This window comes from Oleomonas cavernae (assembly GCF_003590945.1).
GTDB classification, from domain to species: Bacteria; Pseudomonadota; Alphaproteobacteria; order Zavarziniales; family Zavarziniaceae; genus Zavarzinia; species Zavarzinia cavernae.
This window is the reverse complement of sequence record NZ_QYUK01000011.1, coordinates 2,690,201-2,711,392: the sequence shown is the minus strand read 5'-3', so window position 1 is coordinate 2,711,392 and position 21,192 is coordinate 2,690,201. Positions and strand designations below refer to the sequence as shown.

The window sequence follows — 21,192 nt, the reverse complement described above, 5'->3', positions numbered from 1 at the left end:
CCCCTAGTTGAACATGCCCTTGCGGCCCTGCGGCGCATAGAGGTCGTAGCAGACCGACAGGGCCTTGGTGGCCTTGCTGGAACCTTTCAGGTTTACGGTCCAAGCGCTGCCGTCGGCCAGGTCGATGTTCATGCGCAGGCCGGCCTTGAAGGCCAGCCAGAAATCGCTGTCATAGCCCAGGCCCGAGACCATGCCGTTGGGGTCGTCGAAGACGACGCTGGCCACACGCTGATAGCGGCTGTCGATCGTCAACTGCATGCCCGACTCCTGGCCGACGGTGAGCTTCCAGTCGGGATGCCAGAAGGCGATGACGACGCCGCCGTCCGCCAGCAGGATCGACAGGACCATGCCATCGTCGAACTTGGTCTCCATGCCGCAGTGGCCGAAGCTGCCGTTGTCGTTCTGATAGGCGTAGGTGGTCCAGTAGCCCGAGACGAATTCGTCGATCCGCTTGCCGGCATGGGCCGGCGTGGTGGCGATGAACAGTGCCAGGACAAGGGCAATGAAACGCAACATCCTTTTTCCCCCTCACGAGCTTCCCGGCGGGAAAATAGCATCGGGAGGGGGAAAAGGCGATCCTATGCGACCTGTGCCTGCACCTGCGATGCGGGCGGATGGCCGAAGAACGACTTGCCCAGATCGTCTGTGATGGCGATCAACTGCAGCTGGATCCAGTCGAGGAACTCGTGCAGGCCGCCGCCCAGGACCATGTCGATGGAGCGGTTCGCCAGGGTGCCGCGCAGCCCGTCCAGGATCTCCAGCGTCTGGTTGCCGGCACGCAGGCCATAGCGCTGGCGCAGGCGCACGACGATCTCGTCGATGGTCGCGATCGAGACGGCGACCGAACGCGGGAAGGCGTTGTTGAAGATCAGGAAGCCGGCAACCGAGGCCGGGCTCATGCCGCGGGGCTGGACCCGGCGATAGGCGTGATAGCCGGCGGCCGAGCGCAGCAGGGCATTCCATTGGCTGACGTCGAGGGGCGAGCCGACCTCGGCCGCCGAGGGCAGTAGCATGTGGTACTTGATGTCCAGCAGGCGGGTTGCCTGGTCGGCCCGCTCGATCAGCTTGCCGAGCTGATAGAAGTACCAGCCCTCGTCGCGGTAGAGCGTGCCTTCCAGGATGCCCGTGTGGGTCTGGCAGCCTTCCTTGATCTTGCTGCACAGGCGCGACAGGTCGGCGCGGCCGATGTCGGCCGGGGTCAGCGTCCTGATCCAGGCGTGAAACATGTTGGCCTGGGTCCACAGCTCGGTCGAGAGCAGGGGCCGCAGGGTGCGGGCGTTGTCGCGCGCCGCCTTCAGGCAGTAGGCGATCGAACTCGAGTTCTCGGGGTCCAGCAGATAGTAGTTGATCACCGCGTTGGCGGTGGCGGCCTGGTGCTTCTTGAAGAAGCCTTCGGCACCAGCATGAAGCTGGACGATCGAGAGCCAGTTCTGCGAGCCGCGGGCGTCGCGGCTGAAGGTCTCGTTGACGTCGAGTATTCGGGCGAGGTTCTCGGCCCGCTCCATATTGCGGGCGAGCCAGAACATGTCTTCGGCGAAGCGTGCAAGAAGTCTAGCCAAGCACCCACGTGTCTTTCGACCCGCCTCCCTGGCTGGAGTTGACGACAAGCGAGCCGCGGCGCAGGGCGACGCGGGTGAGCCCGCCTGGCAATACCCAGGTGGACTTGCCGGTGATGGCGAAGGGGCGAAGGTCGACGTGACGCGGCTCGACCTCGCCTTCGACCAGGGTCGGACAGACCGACAGTTGGATGGTCGGCTGGCTGATGTAGTTCGCGGGGTCGGCCAGCAGGCTGGCGCGGCACACCTCGAGTTCCTCCTTGCTGGCCTTGGGGCCGACGGTGATGCCGTAACCACCCGATTCCGCCACGGGCTTGACCACCAGCTTGTCGAGATTGTCGAGCGTATAGGCCAGGGCATCGGCCTCGCGGCAGATGTTGGTCTGCACGTTGTCGAGGATCGCCTCCTGCTCCATGTAGTATTTGATCAGGCGCGGCATGTAGGCATAGACCGCCTTGTCGTCGGCGACGCCGGTACCGACCGAATTGGCCAGGGCGACATTGCCGGCGCGGTAGGCGCGCATCAGGCCCGGCACGCCCAGGGTCGAATCCGGGCGGAACGCCTCAGGGTCCAGGAAGTCGTCGTTCAGGCGGCGATAGATGGTATGCACCCGCTCCAGCCCGCCGGTCGTCTTCATGTAGACGCGGTCGTTCTCGACCACCAGGTCGCGGCCTTCGACCAGGGGCACGCCCATCTCGCGGGCGAGGAAGATGTGCTCGAAATAGGCTGAATTGTAGGTGCCCGGCGACAGCAGCACGACCTGCGGATCGGCGACGCCCTCGGGCGCGATCTCGACCATGGCTTCCTGCAGCTTGGGGCCGTAGTTGTCGACCGGGCGGATCGAAATGTCGGTGGTGAGGTCGGGGAACGCCCGCAGCATCATGTTGCGGTTTTCCAGCACGTAGGACACGCCCGACGGGGTGCGGGCATTGTCCTCAAGGACCATGAACCGGCCCTTGTCGTCGCGCACCACGTCGATGCCGCAGATGTTGGTGTAGGCGCCGTGGGCGACCTTCACGCCGATCATCTCAGGGCGATAGTTGCTGTTGCCCAGCACCAGCTCGGCCGGGACGATGCCATCTTTCAGCGCGTGCTGCGGGCCATAGACATCGGCCAGGAACAGGTTGATGGCGGTAACCCGCTGGATTACGCCCGCTTCGAGGTGGGCCCAGTCGTCGCGGCTGAGGATGCGGGGAATGACGTCGAAGGGCAGGATGCGGTCGATCGCATCCTTCTCCGAATAGACCGTGAAGGTTATGCCGAGATTATAGAGTTCTCGCTCGGCATCTTCGCTGCGTCGCTGCAGGGCTGCGAGGTCGAGTTGGGCAAGGCGTTCACGAATGGCAGTCGTGTGCTCGACCGCGGTGGTGCCGGCCTGCCCCATGATCTCGCAGAAGAACGGGCCTTGATCGTACCGGGATAGAATGCCGCTCATTATCCCCCTCGTGTGACCGCCGATTCGAGCCTAGCAAACTAATCTGATGCGCCGCATCAAAAATGTCTCAAAAGGCGGCAGGTATAATGCCTTGCCATTCCTGCTGCTTATTTCAACGGCACCACATCCACGCCGACCTGCAGCTTGTGCGGCCCCCCGCCGACGATAATTCCCCGCAACGGTGCCACGTCGTCGTAGTCGCGGCCATAGGCGAGGGTGATGTGATCGAGCGAGGGAATGCAGTCGTTGGTCGGGTCGAGCTCGAGCCATTCGTCGCCGCCGATCCACACCGCGACCCAGGCATGGGACTGATCGGCGCCCACCAGCCGGGGCCGGCCCGGCGGCGGCGTGGTGCGCAGATAACCGCTGACATAGCGCGCCGGCAGGCCCAGCGAGCGCAGGCAGGCGATCATCAGGTGAGCGAAATCCTGGCACACGCCGCGCTTCTCGCGCAGTACCTCGCGCGGCGGCGTGGTCACGGTGGTGGCCTGGGGATCGAAGGCCAGGTCCTTGTGCATGCGGGCATTGAAGGCCAGCAGCGCCTCGATCAGCGGACGGTCGGGCGGAAAATCCGCGGCGGCATAATCGGCAAAGGCTTGCCCCACTTCGATCAGGGTCGAATCCATGCGGAAGGGATAGACCGCGATGGTCTCGGGCCCGGCTTCGCCCAGGCGGTCGCGCAGCACGTCCCAGGCCGGATAGGCCGCGGCCTTGGGCGGCACCGACGGCTTGATCTCGATCTCGATCATGGACTCGACGATCAGGCGCTGATGCGGCTCCTCGACCGCGAACTGGACGATCGGGTTGTCGAAGCCGTCGAAGCGTTCGTTCCAGGTGGTGGGTTCCGGGATCACGCGCAGTTCGTGGGCGACCACCCGCTGGCGCAGGCCGTCGCGGGGCTTGAGGTGGGCCAGGTGATGGGCCAGCGTGACCGGCTCGCCATAGTCGTAGACCGTGTTGTGACGGGCCTGATAGCGGATCATGGCGTGCGCACCGTCCGGATCGGGCCGCCCGGGCGCACGGCCAGGGCATGGCTGAAATAGGTCTGCGAGATGATGTCCGACAGTTCGGGCAAGGTCTCGCTGACGGCATCGAGCAGGGCTTCGAGCTCGCTGTTGCGGCCGCTGGCGCCGGTGCCGGCCAGGCGCAGGATTTCCGCCCCGCGCAGTTCGGCCAGGGCGGTATGGGCCAGCAGCCTGGCGGCGCCCGAGCCGCTGGCGCCGCGCTCGCGCGGCAGGTTCTCGATATGATCGGCCAGGGCCCGCATCTGGCAGGCCAGCGAGCGCGGGTTGGCCTCGTCCAGCAGCAGCAGGTCGAGCACGGGCGCGAACTGGGCGCCGGTGAAATAGCGGGCGCGATAGGTCATGAAGCTGTCGGCGATTTCGAGCGCCAGGTCGAGGGCGCGGAATTCCCCCTCGTCGTCGCCGATGACAAGGCCGCGGGTCAGCGCGACGGCGGCCTGCGCCCGCTCGACCCGGCGGCCCAGGTCCATGAAGCGCCAGGCCTGGCCCCGGGTCATGTTCTCCATGCCCAGGCCCGACAGGGCGGCCATCGAGCCGACGATGGCATCGAAGCAGTCGAGCAGGCCGATATAATCGCCCGGCGGGGCGAGGCGCACCCGCTCGATCTGGGCGTGCAGGTTGAGCAGGACGCGCGTCATGTCGACCGAGAGGCGGTCGCGCACCATGCTGGTGTTCAGGTTCAGGCGCCGCACGGCGGTGGCAAAGCCGGTGACCCGGGTGTCGTCGACCAGGGTCTCGATCAGCCTGGCGTCGAACTGGGCGCGATCGGTTACCGCCTGCTCGGCGAGCTTGGCCGGGATCTCGCCGATGCTGGCCAGGAAATGGGCGCCGGGGCCGATTTCGGCCTGGGCGCCGGGGCCGCCGCCATCGGTCAGGCGCTGGACCAGGGCGCGCAGGGCACGGATGCCGAATTCCGCCCGCTCGGCATAGCGGCCGACCCAGTAGAGGTCGTCGGCGACGCGGCTGGGCAGGTTGTTGCCCTGGCGGCGGACTTCGACGGCGGTATCGGGCGGGCGCAGCAGGCTGAACTGCTCGACCGGGCTCGAAGACAGGATCCAGGCATCCTTGGCGAGGCCGCCCTGCTGCAGGCGCAGCATCGGCCGGTCCGGTGTCGGTGCGATCCGCACCAGGGCGCCGGGCATGACCGAGAAGCCCTTTTCGGTCGCGGTCAGGAAGGCGCGCATGACCACCGGCTGCGGCCGCACGCCCTCGCCGGTAAAGGTCGGCGCGGTCGACAGCCGCACGGGCGCCTGGCCGACCCCGTCATAGGGTTGCTGCTTGAGATGGCCGGCCCAGGCGGCACGGCTGTCGGGGCCGTCGATGCCGACCTTGGGGAAGGCCGGGCGCAGGGCCAATTCGCCGGCCCGTGCCTCGATCACCTTGCGTCCCGCCGGCGTCCCGGCCCACACCGATTCGAGGTTGGGCAGGGCCAGGTCCTCGTCCAGCAGATGGCGCGACAGGGCGGGCAGGAAGGGGGTCAGCGCCGGGGTCTCGACCAGGCCGCTGCCCAGGGCATTGGCGACGATGACATGGCCGGCCAGGACCGCCTGCACCATGCCGGCGACGCCCAGGGTCGAATCGCCGCGCAGTTCCAGGGGGTCGCAGAAGTCGTCGTCGACCCGGCGCAGGATGACGTCCACCGGTTCCAGGCCGCCCAGGGTCTTCAAGAACACCCGGTCGTCGCGCACCGTCAGGTCGCTGCCCTCGACCAGCGTATAGCCGAGATAGCGCGCGAGATAGGCGTGCTCGAAGTAGGTTTCGTTGTAGGGGCCGGGCGTCAGCAGGACAATGCGCGGATAGCGCGTCCAGGGCGCCAGGGTGCGCAGGGTCTGGCGCAGGCGGTCGAACCAGGCGGCCACCCGCTTGACCTTCATGCTGCGATAGGCCTCGGCCAGCGAGCGCGAGGTGATGATGCGGTTTTCCAGGGCATAGCCGGGGCCGGCCGGCGTGCGCGTGCGGTCGCCCACCACCAGCCAGTTGCCGTCGGGGCCGCGCACCAGGTCGACCGCATAGACGTGCAGCCAGATGTCGCCCGGCGCCTTGAAGCCCGACAGGGGCCGCAGGTAGTCGGGGTTGGTCTGCACGATGGCCGGGTGCAGCACGCCGGATTTCAACGTGGTCTGCGGGCCATAGAGATCGCCCAGCAGGGCCGTCATCAGGCGCGCGCGCTGGATCAGGCCGGCCTCGATCGTGGCCCATTCCGCCTCGCCGATGACCAGCGGGATCAGGTCCAGTTCGATCGCGCGCGCCGCGTTGCGCGGATCGCCATAGACATTGTAGGTGACGCCGTTGTCGTGCAGCAGTTGCCGGGCGCGTGCCGTCCGCTCGGCGAATTCGCCGGGGCCCAGGTTGCCCAGGGAGTCGACCAGTTCCAGCCAATGAGGCCGCAGGTTGCCGTCCGCATCGACGCACTCGTCATAGACGCCGGGCTGCGGCGCATAGGCAGGCGCCAGCGGCCCCGTCTGGGCCATTCCGGCCCCGGGCAGCGGCAAAGGTATCTGCGCCCCGGCATCGGGGGATTGCGGTTCAGCAGCCAGACTCACGCGGCGCATGCTATCAGGCAGGTCAGGCACTGCCATGACTTTTCACGATCAGGCCACTGTTGAATGAGGCGCACGCAGCCGCGCCCGGGCGCCGTCGGCGCCAGCGCCGCCCGGTCGGGCCATGGCATGGGCCCCCGGGTCGGCGGATTCTTGTGCCACTGTGGCGCGGTTGGCACACCGGCCGCGCCGGCTGGCGACAGGGGACGGGCGAGGGCCGGGACCCGGCGGCCTGCCTCGACGAACCGCGCGACGTCGACCAGGCTCATTGCCGCCGCAGGTCGAGCGTCAGCGGAAATTCCCGGGTTACCTCGACCGGGCCCAGGGTCATCGGCCCCGGCGTGTGGCCGAAGCCGAAGAAGCGGGCCAGGCGCCGCCCTTCCGCCTCATAGGCATTGACCGGCGCCGTGGTGTAGTTGCGCCCGCCGGGATGCGAGACGTGATAGGTGCAGCCGCCGACCGACCGCTTCGACCATTCGTCGACGATGTCGAACACCAGGGGCCCGTGGGGCGGGATGGTGGGGTGCAGGGCCGAGGCCGGCTGCCAGGCGCGGAAGCGCACGGCAGCGACATATTCGCCCTCGCGGCCGGTCGAGGTCAGCGGCAGGCGCATGCCGTTCACCGCCACCGCGTGGCGGCCGTCGGTCATGCCGTTGACCTTGACCTGGATGCGTTCGACCGAGCTATCGACGAAGCGCACCGTGCCCGCCGCCATGCCTTCCTCGCCCAGCACATGCCAGGGCTCCAGCGCCTGGCGCAGTTCGAGCGTCAGCCCGCGCTGATGGATGGTGCCGTAGTGGGGGAAGCGGAACTCGAAATGCGGGTCCAGCCAATGGCGATCGAAGGCAACACCCCAGTCGTTCAGATCGGCCACGACGTCGCCCAGATCTTCCTGCACGAAATGCGGCAGCAGGAAGCGGTCGTGCAGCTCGGTGCCCCAGCGCACCAGCCGCGCCGGATAGGGGTTGTCCCAGAAATGCGCGATCAGGGCACGCAGGATCAGTTGCTGCACGCAGGACATGCGGGCATGGGGCGGCATCTCGAAGGAACGCAGCTCCAGCAGGCCCAGCCGGCCGGTGGAGGAGTCGGGCGAATAGAGCTTGTCGATGCAGAATTCCGACCGGTGGGTGTTGCCGGTCACATCGCACAGGAGGTGGCGGAACAGCCGGTCGACCAGCCAGGACGGGACATTGGTGTGGTCCGGCACCTGGCGGAAGGCGATTTCCAGTTCATAGAGCGAGTCGTGCCGCGCCTCGTCGATGCGCGGCGCCTGGCTGGTCGGGCCGATGAACATGCCTGAGAACAGGTAGGACAGGCTGGGATGGTTCTGCCAGTAGGCGACCAGGCTGCGCAGCAAATGCGGTCGCCTGAGGAACGGGCTGTCTTCCGGCCGCATGCCGCCGACCACGATGTGATTGCCGCCGCCGGTGCCGACATGGCGGCCGTCGACCATGAATTTCTCGGAAGCGAGCCGGGTCAGGCGCGCGTCCTCGTAGAGCGAGGTGGTGATGTCGACCAGCTCGTCCCAGCTTTTGGCCGGGTGGATGTTCACCTCGATCACGCCCGGATCGGGGGTCACCATGATGTTCTTCAGGCGCCAGTCCTTGGGCGGACCGTAACCCTCCAGGACCACCGGCATGTCAAGGGCGATGGCGGTCTCCTCGATCTTGCCGATCAGGTCGACCCAGGCCTCGAGATAGGATTGCGGCGGCATGAAGATGTAGAGCTTGCCGTTGCGCACCTCGACCGACAGGGCGGTGCGGATGACGCCGGGCATCGAGACACCCACCGTGTTGCTGCCCTCGCCGCCCGGCGGCCGCGTCGCCTCCGGCGGCGGCAGGGGACGGGGCGGCAAACGGCCGGGGACCTGGGCCATGACCGTGACCACGCCACCGGCAACGGGCCCCAGCGGCGGGCGCGGCGCGAAGGGATCTTCCTCGAAGTGGTAGGGGTAGTCCTCCTTGCGCACCCAGGGCAGGCTTTGCAGCGGCAGGCGGTAGCCGACGGGGCTGTCGCCGGGGTCAGGAACACCCGCTTGGAGCGGAACTTCCACGGTCTCGCCTGCCACAGCGGCCCGTCCACCGTCATCCAGGCTTGCAGGGGCAGGACGAAGCCGGTCGGCGTGTCCAGGCCCTTGTCGAAGACGCGGCTCATCCGCTCGCGCTCTTCGGCGTCCTCGATCTTGTTTTCCAAGGGGTCGACGTTGATCGGCAGGCGCCGCTCTTTCCACATCCAGTACCAGGGGTCCTCGAAGGCGGCGAGGGTGTTGTCCCGGTCGACCTGCAGGCGGTCGGCCAGGGTCTGGAGGAAATCCTCGGCCCGTTCCAGGGTAATGCCGTAGTTCACATTCTCGTCGGCGAGGTACTTCTCGTGCTGCCACAGGGGCTCGCCGTCGGTGCGCCAGAAACAGCCCAGGGCCCAGCGCGGCAGGCTCTCGCCCGGATACCATTTGCCCTGGCCGTAGTGGAGCACACCACCCGGGGCGTATTTCTTCTTCAGCTTGCGCACCAGGGTGTTGGCGAGGCCCCGCTTGGTCGGGCCCAGCGCCTCGGTGTTCCATTCGCCGCCGTCGAAATCGTCGATCGAGACGAAGGTCGGCTCGCCCCCCATGGTCAGGCGCACGTCGCCGGCCTGCAACCGGGTCTCGACCTCGCGGCCGGCCCCGACGATTGCCTGCCACTGCTCCTCGGTATAGGGCTTGGTGACGCGCGAGACTTCCTCGAGGCGCGTGACCGACATCGAGAAGTCGAACTCCACCCCGGCCTCGTCGACGATGCCGCTGATCGGCGCGGCGCTGCTGGGTTCGGGCGAGCAGGCCAGCGGGATGTGGCCTTCGCCCGCGAACAGGCCCGAGGTGGGATCCATGCCGACCCAGCCGGCGCCGGGCAGGTAGACCTCGGTCCAGGCATGCAGGTCGGTGAAATCGACCTCGGTGCCCGAGGGGCCGTCGAGCGACTTCACGTCCGGCGCCAGTTGGATCAGGTAACCGGAGACGAAACGCGCGGCGAGCTTCAGGTGGCGCAGCAGGTGGACCAGCAGCCAGGCGGAATCGCGGCACGAGCCGCGCTTCAGGGTCAGCGTTTCCTCCGGCGTCTGGACGCCGGGTTCCATGCGGATGACATAGCCGACGTGGCGGGTGACCAGGCGATTGAGGTCGACCAGGAAGTCGACCGTGCCGCGTTCCTTGCGGTCGACCTTGGCCAGCAGGGCGGCCAGTTCCTTGCCGGCCGGCTCGACCTCGAGATAGGGCTTCAACTCATGCGCGAGGCTCGCCTCATAGGTGAAGGGCGCGCGCTCGGCATAGGCTTCCAGGAAGAAGTCGAAGGGATTGATGATCGCCAGTTCGGCGACCAGGTCGACCTGGACCTCGAATTCCCGGGTCTTGTCGGGGAAGACCACGCGGGCGAGGTAGTTCGACTGCGGATCCTGCTGCCAGTTCAGGAAATGCGTGGCGGGCTTCAGCGTCAGCGAATAGCTGGGGATCGGGGTCCGGCAGTGCGGCGCCGGGCGAAGCCGGATGGTCTGCGGACCCAGGTTGACGAGGCGATCGTAACGATAAGTCGTCTTGTGATTGAGGGCCACCCGAATGGTCATGCTCACTCCGAGATCGCGGCGGCGCGTAAGCCCCACGCAAAAGCCAATAGCACGTCTGTCTTAGCGTTATTGTTACCCGTGATTGAACCGGAAACTTGTCGCCGCGTCGAGGGGTGATCGCGAAATGGGCAAGGGGTGGCGCCTTGCCTCATCCTTGGTCATCATGTCGCGCCACCCTGTCGGAGCCCGCGTCGAGATGACCCTGCCGAAAACCGTCGCCTTCTTCCCCGAGGCCGCCTTTGGCCCGGCCCTGAATTCCGTCGGCATTGCCCAGGCGGTCGAGGCCCTGGGCCACAAGGCGGTGTTCCTGTCCGATCCAGGCTTCCTCGAGGTCTATCAGGGTTACGGCTTTGCGGCCCATGCGGTAAACCTGTCGGCCCCCATGCCGGCCGACCAGATGGCCAAGTTCTGGGAAGACTTCATCAACGGCCATATCCCCAACTTCAACAAATCGCCCTACGAGCAGATCGACAATTACGTGAAGGATTGCTGGACGGCGATCGTCGATACGGCGCGCTGGGCGCAGAAGGACTTGCCGGGCGTGCTGGCCCGGGTGCAGCCGGACCTGATCTGCGTCGACAACGTGATCCTGTTTCCGGCCATCAAGCAGTTCGGCAAGCCCTGGGTGCGCATCATCTCGTGCTCGGAAAACGAGATCGAGGATCCCGACATCCCGCCGCACCTCTCTGGCTGCGGCGAGGACGACCGCGCCGCCCAGGCTGCCTACCGCGCCCGCTTCGACGAGGTGATCGCGCCCATCCACGCCGATTTCAACGCCTTCCTGGCCGGCTGCGGCGAGGCGGCCTATCCGCTGGGGCAGTTCTTCGAGGCCTCGCCCCACATGAACCTGCTGCTCTATCCCGAGCCGGTGAAATTCAAGCGCCGGCACCCGCTGCCGCCCGAGCGTTTCCAGTATCTGGAAGGCTGCGTGCGCCAGGAGGCGGCCTACGAGATCCCGGCCTTCAAGGCCAACGCCGACGAGCCGCTGCTCTATGTCAGCTTCGGCAGCCTGGGCTCGGGCGATGTCGCGCTCTTGAAGCGGCTGATCGCGGCGGTGGCAAAGCTGCCCTACCGGGCCTTGTTCAACGTCGGCGGCTATCTCGAGCAATATGGCGAGGTGCCCGACAACGTGCATCTGGCCGCCTGGTATCCCCAGCCCTCGGTGATCGCCCAGGTCGACGCGGTGATCCATCACGGCGGCAACAACTCGTTCACCGAATGCCTCTATTTCGGCAAGCCCGCCATCATCATGCCCTATGTCTGGGACGGCCACGACAACGCGACGAGGGTCGAGGAGACCGGCCACGGCTTCAAGCTGCACCGGTCGGATTGGACCGAGGCGGAATTGGCGGCCAAGCTGAAAGCCTGCATCGAAGACCCGGTGATGACGGCGAAGCTGGCCGCGACCAGCGCCTTCATGCAAAGCCGCAACGGGCCGCAGACGGCGGCGCTTGTCCTCGATCGGCTGCTCAAATAAGCCCTCTCCTCCTTGGAGGAGAGGGTTGGGTGAGGAGGGTCGTCGGCATAGAACGAGATCTGTCCCGCCAACCACCTCACCCTCCCGTCGCTCTTCGAGCGCCGGGCCCCTCCCTCTCCGACGCCACGCGGCGGAGAGGGGATAGATGAATGGAGTTGTGAAATGGTCACCCGGTACTGCGCAAGCCCCTGGAACAGCGCGAACTCAAGGATTGGGGTGTGATCCCCACCATGGTCGAGGGTGCCTCGCACACCTCAGGGCTCGTGCTGCACAAGGGGCCGGAGGGGCGGTCGGAATGCGGCATCTGGGTCTGCACCCCGGGCAAGTGGGAGTGCCACGTCACGCGCGACGAGTTCTGTCACTTCCTGGCCGGGCGCTGCACCTACGTTCATGAATCGGGCGAGGTGATCGAGATCGTGCCCGACACCATCGCCTTTTTTCCGGAAGGCTGGCGCGGTGTCTGCACCGTCCACGAGACCGTGCGCAAGGTCTACATGATCCGCTGAGTTCAGCGAAATTTAACGCCCTGCTGCCATAAAACCGGGAGTTGATCTGTTCGCCGCGGGGGAGACGGCCGCCGCGGTCGATGAATGCAGGAGCAGGGCATGCGCTCGTCACAGGGCAGCGAATTCATCGCGGTGGCGCTCGTCGTCGCCGTCGTCATCGGGTTGGCCGGCGGATACTTTCTGATCAGGATGGAAGACCGGGGCGGGAATGCGGCGGTTGCCGTGGCACCGGCACCGGCCGGCGGCCCCGCCACGGGAAGCCTCTCCTTGCCCGATGGGGTTGCGATGGGCGATTTCCGGAGCATGTATCTCCAAGGCTGCGTTGCCGGCGCCCAGCAGAACCCCGACGCCCGGGACTGTTCGACAACGATACCCTCGCGCGCGTCTGCGATTGCCTCTTTCCGTGGATCGAGCGCAAGTTCGCCAGCAACGAGATCACCCTTGCCGATGTCAAGATGATGGCGGACCAGAAGCGCTTTCCCAGCGAGGACCTGAAGCAGGAATTGATCAAGGAGACGCTCGCCTGTTTCAAGACGGCCGGCTAGGCCGATCAGCGCGTCTGCCCGGTTTCCCCGGCATAGAGGCCGGGCAGGAAATTCTCGAACATGCCGACCTCCTCGATATTGTGGCGGATCCAGGCCAGCCCTTGCTCATGGGGGAACTTGAGGCCGCCGATCAGCCGGTTGGGCAGCCGGGCCGGCCGCCCCGCCATGCCGATGATCAGGCAGTTCTCGTAGCAGGTGCCCTGCGGGTGGCTTTCGAAGCCGTATTCCATGCGGGCAAAGCCGGTCCGGCCGAGGACTTCGGGATTGTGGACATAGCCGCCTTCGTCCAGCCGCTCGATATGCGTGATGGTATCCACCAGGTATCGCGGGTTGCGCCCCAGCACCTCGATCAGGCGGATCCTGGCGCCCGGCCCCACGCTCCCGTCGCCCCGTCGCCGGGCATAGCTGGCATGGACGTGATCATAGGGGTGCCAGACCCGGTAGCGGTTCAGGCGCCGCCCGCCGATCTCGATCTCGCCTTCCAGATTGGCGAACCACCAGGCCAGCATGCGCGGCGTCACCCCGCGGATCACCTCGTGGCGGATCCAATAGCGCCGGCGCCCGTCGTCCAGCAGGTCCATCCCATAATCCGCCGAGCCCAAGGGTTTCAGGCCCCACGGCAAGCGCAGCGGGGCCGCCAGCCCGGTGAATACCGGGCCGTGGGTGAGCGTTTCCGGGTCGATCGCGGCGGGCTGAAGCGGCATGGCGGCCATCCCTTATGTATAGTGACTGCTATATAATATTCGCAGGTGATTTTGTAAAGCACCTGCTATACACTGACGATGGAAAGGGAGACCCCATGACCACGGAACCGGGAAAGCGGGGCCGCCCGCCCTCGCCGGAGAAGCGCGAGGCGATCGTCGCGGCGGCGCTGGAGGCTTTCGCCCGGCAGGGCGTGGACGCGGCCACCACCCGCGAGATCGCCGCCGCCGCCGGCACGACCGAGCGCACGCTCTTCAAGCATTTCGGCAGCAAGCAGGGGCTGGTCCAGGCAGCGCTGGCGGCGGCGGTGCGGGTGACGTTCCGGCAGCCGGCCTTCGACGGCCTGCGCGAGGATATGAGCGCCGGCGATTTCGTGGCCTGGCACCGGGATTTCCTGGCCGAGCGGGCGCAGGCCGCGGCCCGGTCGCCTGAAATGATCCGCCTGCTCCTGGCCGAAATCCTGCGCGATGCCGGCTTCCGGGAAAGCCTGAAGGCGGCCTGGATGTCGGATGTCTTCACGCCGCTGGCCCGGCGCATCGGGCGCCTGCGCGCCTCTGCCTTCTTCAGCCTGAACCTGGGCTACATCATCACCAGCGCGGTACTGGCGCCTGAAGGCGCCTGGGCGCCCGAGGCGGACGCGGCGGAGATCGCCGGCCTGTTTGCCACCCTCGGTGTCCCGTAGGGCCCAGGTTCACACCTTCATCGGCAGGATCACCATCGGGATCCCCTTGAGGTGCAGGCGGCGCTGGACCGCCAGGGCGGTCTGGTTGTGGAGCAGGCGGCTGACCAGGTTTTCGGTGCCGAAGATCAGCTTCGAGGCGAAGAACACCGCCTGCGGATAGTCCTCGATCACCTTTTCGGCCAGCTTGGACAATTGCTGGGCGGTGTCGGTGCCGAAGGCGACGCGGCTGGTGGCGGGCATGCCCCGGCGATGGCAATAGCGTTCGAAATCCTTCAAGGTCGCCTGCACGTCCTTGGTCAGCTGGGCGACATGCTCGGCCCCGCGGAAGGACTCGGAATCGACCTCCCCCACCGACAGGAAGATGTAATTCTTGAAGTGGCCGGGAAACAGGCGCTTCACCGCCAGCAGGGTGTGCATGCCGGCGCCGAAGCTGCGCCCGACCATGAACACCGCCGTGGGCTGCTTGGGGTCGATCGGCGGTACCGTATCGACCCCGGCCGTGCGGGTGGTGGTTGAAAACAGCGCGTCGATCTTGGCCAGTTCGCGCAGGGTGTTGTCGTAGTGCCGTCGGATCATCAGGCCGGTGGCGATGACCAGGCTGGTGATGACCACGGTCAGCCAGCCGCCTTCGAAGAATTTCTCGACCAGCGTGACGACCAGGATCGAGCCGGCGACCAGCAGGGCCAGGGCGGCCTGGAACAGGCTGACCGCGCTGGCCTCCCGCGTCCCGCGCTGGCGCCACCAGTGCCGGGTCAGGCCGGCCAGGCACAGGGTGAAGGTCAGGAACACGTTGATCGAGTAGAGCACGACCAGCAGCGAAACCTTGCCGTCGGTGATCAGCAGCAGGGCCAGCGCCGCCAGGCCCATCAGGACGATGCCGTTCTGGGTCACCAGCCGGATCGAGAGATAGGCGAAGGCATGGGGCACCCAGCGGTCGGCCGCCATGTTGGCCAAGACCGACGGCCCGCCCAGGAAGCCGGTATTGGCGGCAACGAACAAAAGCCCCGCGGCCAGCACCATGACCACCAGCAGGAGCCCGTCCTGGGCGATGGATCCCTCGCCGAACAACTCGCCCAGGATCGCGTTGAACGTGGTCGCGTTCAGGGTGCGACCGGGCTCGTGGCCGACGTTCCACAACAGGTAGAGGATGATCAGCCCGGCGGCGGTGACGGCCAGCGAGGTCGCCATCAAGGCCATGGTCAATTGGCCGGTGCGCACCCGGGGCTCGCGCAGGATGTGGACGTTGTTCGAGACCGCCTCGATCCCGGTATAGGTGCCGGCACCCAGTGAATAGGCCCGCAGCATCATCGAGGCGACGGCGAGCCAACCGATCTCGCGGGTCAGGTCGCCGGTTTCCGCCAGGGTCGCCGGGATCAGGCCGGGCAACTGGTCGGCATGGGCGAAGATGCCGGCCAGGATCAGGGCGAGGTGGGTGGCGACGAAGCCCAGAAACACCGGCACCAAGAGGGTCAGCGGCTCCTTCATGCCGCGCAGGTTGAGGCCCATCAGGGTGACGATCACCACGACCTCGACCGGCAGCTTGGCCGCCTGGAAGCCCAGGGGCAGCAAGCTGAACAGGGCATCGACCCCGCTCGCCACGGAAATCGCGATGGTCAGGACATAGTCGACCATCAAGGCCGAGCCCGACACCAGCCCGGCGTGGGGCCGGGCAGGGTGGTCGCCACCTTGTAGCCGCCGCCGCCCGACGGGAACAGCCGGATGACCTGGTTGTAGGCCAGCGAGATGACGAACACGGTCAAGCCCGTCATCGCGGCGATATAGAGCGCCAGGTGGGTGTGGCTGCCCAGGGCCAGGAAGGCTTCCTCGGGCCCGTAATTGGCCGAAGAAAGCCCGTCCGCCCCCAGCCCGACCCAGGCCAGGAAGGCCGCCAGCGCCATGTGCTGGCGCGTTTCCTTGGACAATGGATCCCGGGGAGCCCCGATAATGGCGCGATAGAACCGCTTGATCACGTCGATGCCAACCCCTGCCGACCCTTGGGCGTGAGTCTTGCACGCGCTGCGCTGCGGTGCAAACGCCGCTCCCTATGGAAGGGCGTCATCCCCGGCCTAGATCAACTGGCGGTAATGAGCCTGCCACATGCGGGAGCGGATGAAGGCCTCGAGGTCGGCGGGCTCGTCGACCCGGGCCAGCCCCGCGGCGAAGATGGTGCGGGCGACATCGACCGCGACGTGGATCGAGGCTTCCAGGATGCCCGACAGGGGCGGATAGATCAGGCCGGCGGCCAGGTCGGCCTCGCTGACCTGGGCGGCGACGGCGCGCGCCGCGGTGATGAACATCTGGTCCGTCACCCGGGTCGCCTCGGTCGCGAAGACGGCCAGGCCCACGGCGGGGAAGATGTAGACATTGTTGCCCTGGCCGGGAATCAGCGTCCTGTCGCCCAGGCGCACCGGCGGAAAGGGGCTGCCGCTGGCGAAGATCGCCCGGCCCTCGGACCAGCGATAGGCTTCCTCGGCCGTACACTCGGCATGGCTGGTGGGATTGGAATAGGGGAAGATGATCGGCCGCTCGTTCAGCCGCGCCATCGCCTCGATCACCAATTGATTGAAGGCCCTGGGCACGGCCGAGACGCCGATGATGCCGGTCGGCTTCAAACTCTCGATCGCGGTGACGAAATCGTTGGCCGGCGGCGCCGCGTGGGCGAAGGGCCGCTGGAACGAGGCCAGGTCGTTGCGGCTTTCCACCAGCAGGCCGTTGACATCGAACAGCCAGCAGCGCTGCCGGGCTTCCGCCTCCGACAGCCCGGCCTGCTGCATGACCTGGACGATCAGCGAGGCGATGCCGGTGCCGGCGCTGCCGGCGCCCAGGAACAGGAACTGCTGCTCGGCCAGCGGTTTGCCGGTCATGCGCAGGGCGGCCAGGATGCCGGCGACAGCCACGCCCGCGGTGCCCTGGATGTCGTCGTTGAAGCAGCACACCTTGTCGCGATAGCGCTGCAGCAGGGGCACGGCATTGATATTGGCGAAATCCTCGAACTGGATGCAGCAGCTCGGGAAGACCTCCTGCACCGCGGTCACGAATTCGTCGAGGAAGCTGTCGTATTCCGGCCCGCGCACGCGGGGCTGGCGCAGGCCCAGGTACAGGGGATCGCGCAGCAGGGCCTCGTTGTTGGTGCCGACGTCGATCATCACCGGCAGGGCCATGCGCGGCGGCACGCCGGCGCAGGCGGTATAGAGGTTCAGCTTGCCGATCGGAATGCCCATGCCGTTGGTGCCGAGGTCGCCCAGGCCCAGGATCCGCTCGCCGTCGGTCACGACGATGAAGCGGATATCCTTCTCAGGCCAGTTGCGCAGGATCTCGGCCACCCGGCCGCGGCGGTTGATGCTGAGGTAGATGCCCTTGGGCCGGCGCATGATGTGGCCGTAGGTCCGGCAGGCCTCGCCCACGGTGGGCGTGTAGACGATGGGCATGAAGCGCACCGGGTCGGACATGATCGCCTTGTAGAACAAGGTGCGGTCGTTGTCGGCCAGGGATTGCAGGAAGATGTAACGGCCCATGTCCGTCGACTTCTTGTCCAACTGCAACATGACCCGTCGCAGGCGGTTCTCCTCCGTGTCGACGCCCTCGGGCAGCAGGCCGACAAGGCCCAGCGCCTCGCGCTCTTCCTCGGAGAAGGCGGTGCCCTTGTTCAGGCGGGGTGTGTGGAGCAGATCCATGCCGCGCGGCAGATCGGCCGGCAACGGTCCCTTGGTCATTACTTTAGCCTCGTCCCTTCGGCCAAGTGCCGACGTCGTGCGGACGGTCTCCTCGCCCCCAGCCTGTCGGACCGGCCACAGCCCCTTGGGGCGAAGAGTTAAGCCGCCCGGCCGCCACATGCAACCATGTCATGGTCCCGACATGCAAACGGGCGCCCCGAAGGGCGCCCGTTTGCATACCGACAGTAATGTCGGCAGTCTTGTCAGACTTCGGCGATGGCGCGCTCGATGCCCTTGACGATCAGGGCCTTGGCTTCCTCGGTATCGACCCATTTCACGATCGTCACCCACTTGCCTTTTTCCAGGTCCTTGTAGTGCTGGAAGAAGTGGGCGATCTGCTCGCACAGGATGGTGGGCAGGTCGAGGTAGGACTTCACGTCCTTGTAGAAGGGGTGGAGCTTGTCCACCGGCACGGCGATGATCTTCTCGTCGCCGCCGGCCTCGTCTTCCATCATCAGGGCGCCGATCGGGCGCACCCGGATGATCGAGCCGGGCACCACCGGCGCCTGGCCGACCACGATCACGTCGCAGGGGTCGCCGTCGTCCGACTTGGTGTGGGGGATGAAGCCGTAGTTGCCCGGGTAGTACATGGCGGTGTGCAGGAAACGGTCGACGAACAGGGCGCCCGATTCCTTGTCGAGTTCGTACTTCACGGGCACCCCGCCCTGGGGAATCTCGATCACGACATTGATGTCGTCGGGCGGGTTCTTGCCGATGGAAACCTTCGAGATGTCCATATGATCCTCGGGACTTGGAGCGAACTGGGGAGCGAATTGCGGCGCGGACCATAGCGCTTGTGCCCGGCGAAATCACCTAGCCATTGGGCCAATACCCCGGTTGCGACGATCGGCCCGAAAGTGGCGCCGGGCGCGCCGGGTCTTAAGGCTGCTTTAACGGACCCCGCCCGAGAATACGGAATGAATTGCAAGTATACGATGAACGGCGAGGCGTTTGGCGATGTCCCAGGCTGATCACACAGGGTCGATTATTGCCGGCAGCAGGCAGGATCTCGAAGCCAGGCTTCGCGGCGAGGTCAACCGCGGCTTCCGCTATTTCCGGGAATTTTCCGTGATCTGCCTGCGTCCCGAGGCGGCGGAGGCCGCCGTCGACCTGGTGGAACTGGCCAACCTGCTGCGCCCGTCCGATACCATCGGCGAAGTCGAACCCGGCGAATACTGCATCGTCGCCGTTGAATCGCCGCTCGACCTGGCCCGGCGCATCGCCGAGCGGATCCTGTACCACTATGTCGGCCGCTCGCCGGCCCCCCTCAGCCTCGGCGTCGCCGGCTTCGAGAGTGCCGAGGATACCGCCGAGACCATCCTGGGGCGGGCGCGGACGGCCCAGGCCTTCGCCCTGGCCCACGGCGGCAACCAGGTGGCCGCCCTGTCGCGCAAGGGCACCATCACGGTCAGCGATTTCCGCCTTACCCCGTAAGCCCCGCGGCCAGCAGCAGGATCAGCACGCTGGCGATGACCAGGGCGACGCCGGCGTATTCCACCCGGGTCGGCCGCTCGCGGAAGACAAAGATCGTCATGGCGATGGTGAAGACGATTTCCACCTGGCCCAGGGCCCGGACATGGGCCACGGGTTCCAGGGTCATGGCATAGAACCAGCCGAACGAGCCGATCACCGACATGATGCCCACGCTGGCCGCTGGCCTGGCCGCCCGCAGCAGGGCGCCGGTCAGCGCCGCGCGGTTGCGCAGCAGCAGATAGCCGCCCATCAGCGTGGTCTGCATGGCCGTGATGGTGGCGAGCGTGGTTGCCGCCCGCATCAGGCTGGTGCCATCGTCGAAACTCAGTGAGGCGGCGCGGATGGCGATGCTGGACAGGGCGAAAAAGCCGCCCGAGGCCAGGCCGTAGAGCGTGACCGGTTCACGCCAGGCCCGGCCCAGGCCGGCGATGCCCTGAGCCTGCTTGCCCGCGGTCAGCAGCACCAGGCCGGCAAAGCCGATGGCGATCGCGACCCAGCCGCTGATCTCCAGCCCTTCGCCCAGCAGGATCATCGACAAAAGCGCGGCCTGGATGATCTCGGTCTTGGAGAAGGTGGTGGCCACGGTGAAATTGCGCAGGGTGTAGGCGTGGATCAGGCAGCCGGTGGCGATGATCTGCGCCACGCCGCCGCCCAGCCCATAGAGGAAGAAATGCCAATCGGGCGTCGGCACGATCTGCCCCGACCGGTCGAGCAGGAACAGCAGCAGGGCGGCCAGCGGCGCACCATAGAAATAGCGGGCGAAATGGGCCCCGTTCTGGCCGATCACCCCGGTCAGGCGCTTCTGCTGGGCGGTGCGCAGGGTTTGCAGGCCGGCCGCCACCACGGTCATCGGCACCCATAAGCCAAACATGATCCAAACCTCTTCAAGGGGACCACGATGGCAAGCTAGGGCGGGCTTGTCCAATCGGCCCTTGTGCATCTCACATAAGAAAAACTAAAGTGATGCGATGTCGCGCCGCCTGCCGCCCCTCAATGCCCTGCGGGCCGCCGAGGCTGTCCATCGCCTGGGCGGGGTGGCCGCGGCGGCGCGGGCGCTGCACGTCAGCCAGCCCGCGGTCAGCCAGCATCTGCGCAGCCTGGAGGCCGATCTGGGCCAGCCCCTGTTCGCCCGTATCGCCGGCCGCCTGGTGCCGACCGCGGCGGGCGCGGTCCTGCTGCCGCGCCTCACCCAGGCTTTTGCCCAGATCGAGGACGGCATCCGCCTGATCGACACGGCCCGCAACGACGGGCCGCTGACCGTGGCGGTGCTGGCGACCTTCGCCATGCGCTGGCTGATCCCGCGCCTGGGCCAGTTCCAGGATCGCTGGCCGGCCATCGACCTGCGCCTGGCCACCGCCACCGAGCCGGTCGACAAGCTGGTCGAAGGGGTCGCGGACATCGCGGTCGGCTTCGGCCGCGGGCCGGACGATTGGCCGGGCCTGACCGCACTGCCCCTGATGCCCGAGGTGATGTTTCCCGTGGCGGCACCGGCGATTGCGGCGGGGCTGGCGCGGCCGGCCGACCTGGCGGGCGTCACCTGGCTCGAGGTGGTGGCGCCACTGCGCGCCCGCGACTGGGCGATCTGGCTCGAGGCGGCGGGGCTCGCGGGGCTGGAGCCGCGGGCGATCCGGCGCTTTGAATCCTCGTCCCAGGCGATCGCCGCCGCGGTGGCGGGCCTGGGCGTGCTGCTCACCCACGGCCCCTTCGTCACCGACGACCTGGCGGCGGGCCGCCTGGTCCAGCCCTTCGGCCTGACCGCGCAGGGCCCCGAGTCCTACTGGCTGGTGCATCGCCCCGGGCGTGAGCGGCGCGACGACCTGCGTCACTTCCGCGACTGGCTGCGGGCGGCGGGTGCACTTTGAGCCCTCTCCGCCCTTCAGGGGGAGAGGGTGGGGTGAGGTGGGTTGGTGGCGTAGGGCGTAATTTGTGGCGACCCACCACCTCACC

Annotated in this window: 16 protein-coding genes and 1 pseudogene; 5 read left to right on the top strand and 12 right to left on the bottom strand. The window is 67.0% G+C overall.

Annotation, left to right across the window (positions count from 1 at the left end; genetic code table 11):
- Window positions 1-3 precede the first annotated feature (3 nt).
- From D3874_RS16820 to D3874_RS16795, 6 genes and pseudogenes are all read right to left on the bottom strand, one after another.
- Window positions 4-516 carry an invasion associated locus B family protein gene (locus tag D3874_RS16820; protein ID WP_119779106.1) on the bottom strand — a complete coding sequence of 171 codons (513 nt, stop codon included), beginning with the start codon at window positions 514-516 and terminating at the stop codon, window positions 4-6.
- A 62-nt stretch (window positions 517-578) separates the two neighbouring features.
- A complete protein-coding gene (locus D3874_RS16815) occupies window positions 579-1,559 on the bottom strand; it encodes an alpha-E domain-containing protein (RefSeq protein ID WP_119779105.1) in 981 nt (326 codons plus the stop codon).
- Entirely contained in the window at window positions 1,552-2,991 is a 1,440-nt protein-coding gene (locus D3874_RS16810) for a circularly permuted type 2 ATP-grasp protein (RefSeq protein ID WP_119779104.1), read from the bottom strand. Before D3874_RS16810 ends, D3874_RS16815 begins: the two co-directional genes overlap by 8 nt.
- Before the next feature lie 107 nt (window positions 2,992-3,098).
- Window positions 3,099-3,974, bottom strand: coding sequence for a transglutaminase family protein (locus D3874_RS16805; protein WP_119779103.1), 876 nt, complete (start codon window positions 3,972-3,974; stop codon window positions 3,099-3,101).
- Window positions 3,971-6,484 carry a circularly permuted type 2 ATP-grasp protein gene (locus D3874_RS16800; protein ID WP_158596074.1) on the bottom strand — a complete coding sequence of 838 codons (2,514 nt, stop codon included), beginning with the start codon at window positions 6,482-6,484 and terminating at the stop codon, window positions 3,971-3,973. The genes D3874_RS16805 and D3874_RS16800 overlap by 4 nt, the downstream gene beginning before the upstream one ends.
- A gap of 334 nt (window positions 6,485-6,818) precedes the next feature.
- Window positions 6,819-10,147 (bottom strand): annotated as a pseudogene (locus D3874_RS16795) (transglutaminase family protein).
- A gap of 196 nt (window positions 10,148-10,343) precedes the next feature.
- Between D3874_RS16795 and D3874_RS16790 the strand changes: the two are divergent.
- Both D3874_RS16790 and D3874_RS16785 read left to right on the top strand, forming a co-directional pair.
- Window positions 10,344-11,624 carry a nucleotide disphospho-sugar-binding domain-containing protein gene (locus D3874_RS16790; protein ID WP_119779101.1) on the top strand — a complete coding sequence of 427 codons (1,281 nt, stop codon included), beginning with the start codon at window positions 10,344-10,346 and terminating at the stop codon, window positions 11,622-11,624.
- Between the two features lie 218 nt (window positions 11,625-11,842).
- Window positions 11,843-12,130, top strand: coding sequence for a cupin domain-containing protein (locus D3874_RS16785; protein ID WP_199699104.1), 288 nt, complete (start codon window positions 11,843-11,845; stop codon window positions 12,128-12,130).
- A gap of 550 nt (window positions 12,131-12,680) precedes the next feature.
- On the opposite strand, the gene D3874_RS16775 is transcribed toward D3874_RS16785, so the two are convergent.
- Window positions 12,681-13,379 (bottom strand): DAPG hydrolase family protein, encoded by a 699-nt coding sequence (locus D3874_RS16775; protein WP_158596073.1) that lies wholly within the window; start codon window positions 13,377-13,379, stop codon window positions 12,681-12,683.
- Window positions 13,380-13,474: 95 nt separating this feature from the next.
- On the opposite strand from D3874_RS16775, the gene D3874_RS16770 reads away from it, so the two are divergent.
- On the top strand, window positions 13,475-14,059 hold the full coding sequence (locus D3874_RS16770) for a TetR/AcrR family transcriptional regulator (protein ID WP_158596072.1): 585 nt from the start codon (window positions 13,475-13,477) through the stop codon (window positions 14,057-14,059).
- Window positions 14,060-14,068: 9 nt separating this feature from the next.
- Here the strand turns inward: D3874_RS16770 and D3874_RS16765 are convergent, their stop codons facing one another.
- The 4 genes from D3874_RS16765 to ppa form a co-directional block, all read right to left on the bottom strand.
- Window positions 14,069-15,691, bottom strand: coding sequence for an APC family permease (locus tag D3874_RS16765; RefSeq protein WP_199699103.1), 1,623 nt, complete (start codon window positions 15,689-15,691; stop codon window positions 14,069-14,071).
- Window positions 15,691-15,981 (bottom strand): hypothetical protein, encoded by a 291-nt coding sequence (locus tag D3874_RS29395; protein WP_199699102.1) that lies wholly within the window; start codon window positions 15,979-15,981, stop codon window positions 15,691-15,693. Before D3874_RS29395 ends, D3874_RS16765 begins: the two co-directional genes overlap by 1 nt.
- Before the next feature lie 144 nt (window positions 15,982-16,125).
- Window positions 16,126-17,772 carry an NAD-dependent malic enzyme gene (locus D3874_RS16760; RefSeq protein WP_119779097.1) on the bottom strand — a complete coding sequence of 549 codons (1,647 nt, stop codon included), beginning with the start codon at window positions 17,770-17,772 and terminating at the stop codon, window positions 16,126-16,128.
- A 203-nt stretch (window positions 17,773-17,975) separates the two neighbouring features.
- Window positions 17,976-18,509, bottom strand: coding sequence for an inorganic diphosphatase (ppa, locus tag D3874_RS16755; protein ID WP_119779096.1), 534 nt, complete (start codon window positions 18,507-18,509; stop codon window positions 17,976-17,978).
- 220 nt (window positions 18,510-18,729) lie between these two features.
- On the opposite strand from ppa, the gene D3874_RS16750 reads away from it, so the two are divergent.
- Window positions 18,730-19,206 carry a nucleotidyl cyclase domain-containing protein gene (locus D3874_RS16750; protein WP_119779095.1) on the top strand — a complete coding sequence of 159 codons (477 nt, stop codon included), beginning with the start codon at window positions 18,730-18,732 and terminating at the stop codon, window positions 19,204-19,206.
- On the opposite strand, the gene D3874_RS16745 is transcribed toward D3874_RS16750, so the two are convergent.
- Window positions 19,196-20,116 carry a DMT family transporter gene (locus D3874_RS16745; RefSeq protein ID WP_158596071.1) on the bottom strand — a complete coding sequence of 307 codons (921 nt, stop codon included), beginning with the start codon at window positions 20,114-20,116 and terminating at the stop codon, window positions 19,196-19,198. The two genes, D3874_RS16750 and D3874_RS16745, sit on opposite strands and share 11 nt — an antisense overlap.
- Window positions 20,117-20,213: 97 nt before the next feature.
- Between D3874_RS16745 and D3874_RS16740 the strand changes: the two genes are divergently transcribed.
- Complete coding sequence (locus tag D3874_RS16740) at window positions 20,214-21,107, top strand: LysR substrate-binding domain-containing protein (RefSeq protein WP_119779093.1); 894 nt, start codon at window positions 20,214-20,216, stop codon at window positions 21,105-21,107.
- The last annotated feature ends 85 nt before the right edge of the window (window positions 21,108-21,192 follow it).

Coding starts and splice junctions, on each gene's coding strand:
- D3874_RS16820 (WP_119779106.1), bottom strand. CDS start 516: ATGTTGCGTTTCATTGCCCTTGTCCTGGCACTGTTCATCGCCACCACG.
- D3874_RS16810 (WP_119779104.1), bottom strand. CDS start 2,991: ATGAGCGGCATTCTATCCCGGTACGATCAAGGCCCGTTCTTCTGCGAG.
- D3874_RS16805 (WP_119779103.1), bottom strand. CDS start 3,974: ATGATCCGCTATCAGGCCCGTCACAACACGGTCTACGACTATGGCGAG.
- D3874_RS16800 (WP_158596074.1), bottom strand. CDS start 6,484: ATGGCCCAGACGGGGCCGCTGGCGCCTGCCTATGCGCCGCAGCCCGGC.
- D3874_RS16790 (WP_119779101.1), top strand. CDS start 10,344: ATGACCCTGCCGAAAACCGTCGCCTTCTTCCCCGAGGCCGCCTTTGGC.
- D3874_RS16775 (WP_158596073.1), bottom strand. CDS start 13,379: ATGCCGCTTCAGCCCGCCGCGATCGACCCGGAAACGCTCACCCACGGC.
- D3874_RS16770 (WP_158596072.1), top strand. CDS start 13,475: ATGACCACGGAACCGGGAAAGCGGGGCCGCCCGCCCTCGCCGGAGAAG.
- D3874_RS16765 (WP_199699103.1), bottom strand. CDS start 15,691: ATGGTCGACTATGTCCTGACCATCGCGATTTCCGTGGCGAGCGGGGTC.
- D3874_RS16760 (WP_119779097.1), bottom strand. CDS start 17,772: ATGACCAAGGGACCGTTGCCGGCCGATCTGCCGCGCGGCATGGATCTG.
- ppa (WP_119779096.1), bottom strand. CDS start 18,509: ATGGACATCTCGAAGGTTTCCATCGGCAAGAACCCGCCCGACGACATC.
- D3874_RS16750 (WP_119779095.1), top strand. CDS start 18,730: ATGTCCCAGGCTGATCACACAGGGTCGATTATTGCCGGCAGCAGGCAG.
- D3874_RS16745 (WP_158596071.1), bottom strand. CDS start 20,116: ATGTTTGGCTTATGGGTGCCGATGACCGTGGTGGCGGCCGGCCTGCAA.
- D3874_RS16740 (WP_119779093.1), top strand. CDS start 20,214: ATGTCGCGCCGCCTGCCGCCCCTCAATGCCCTGCGGGCCGCCGAGGCT.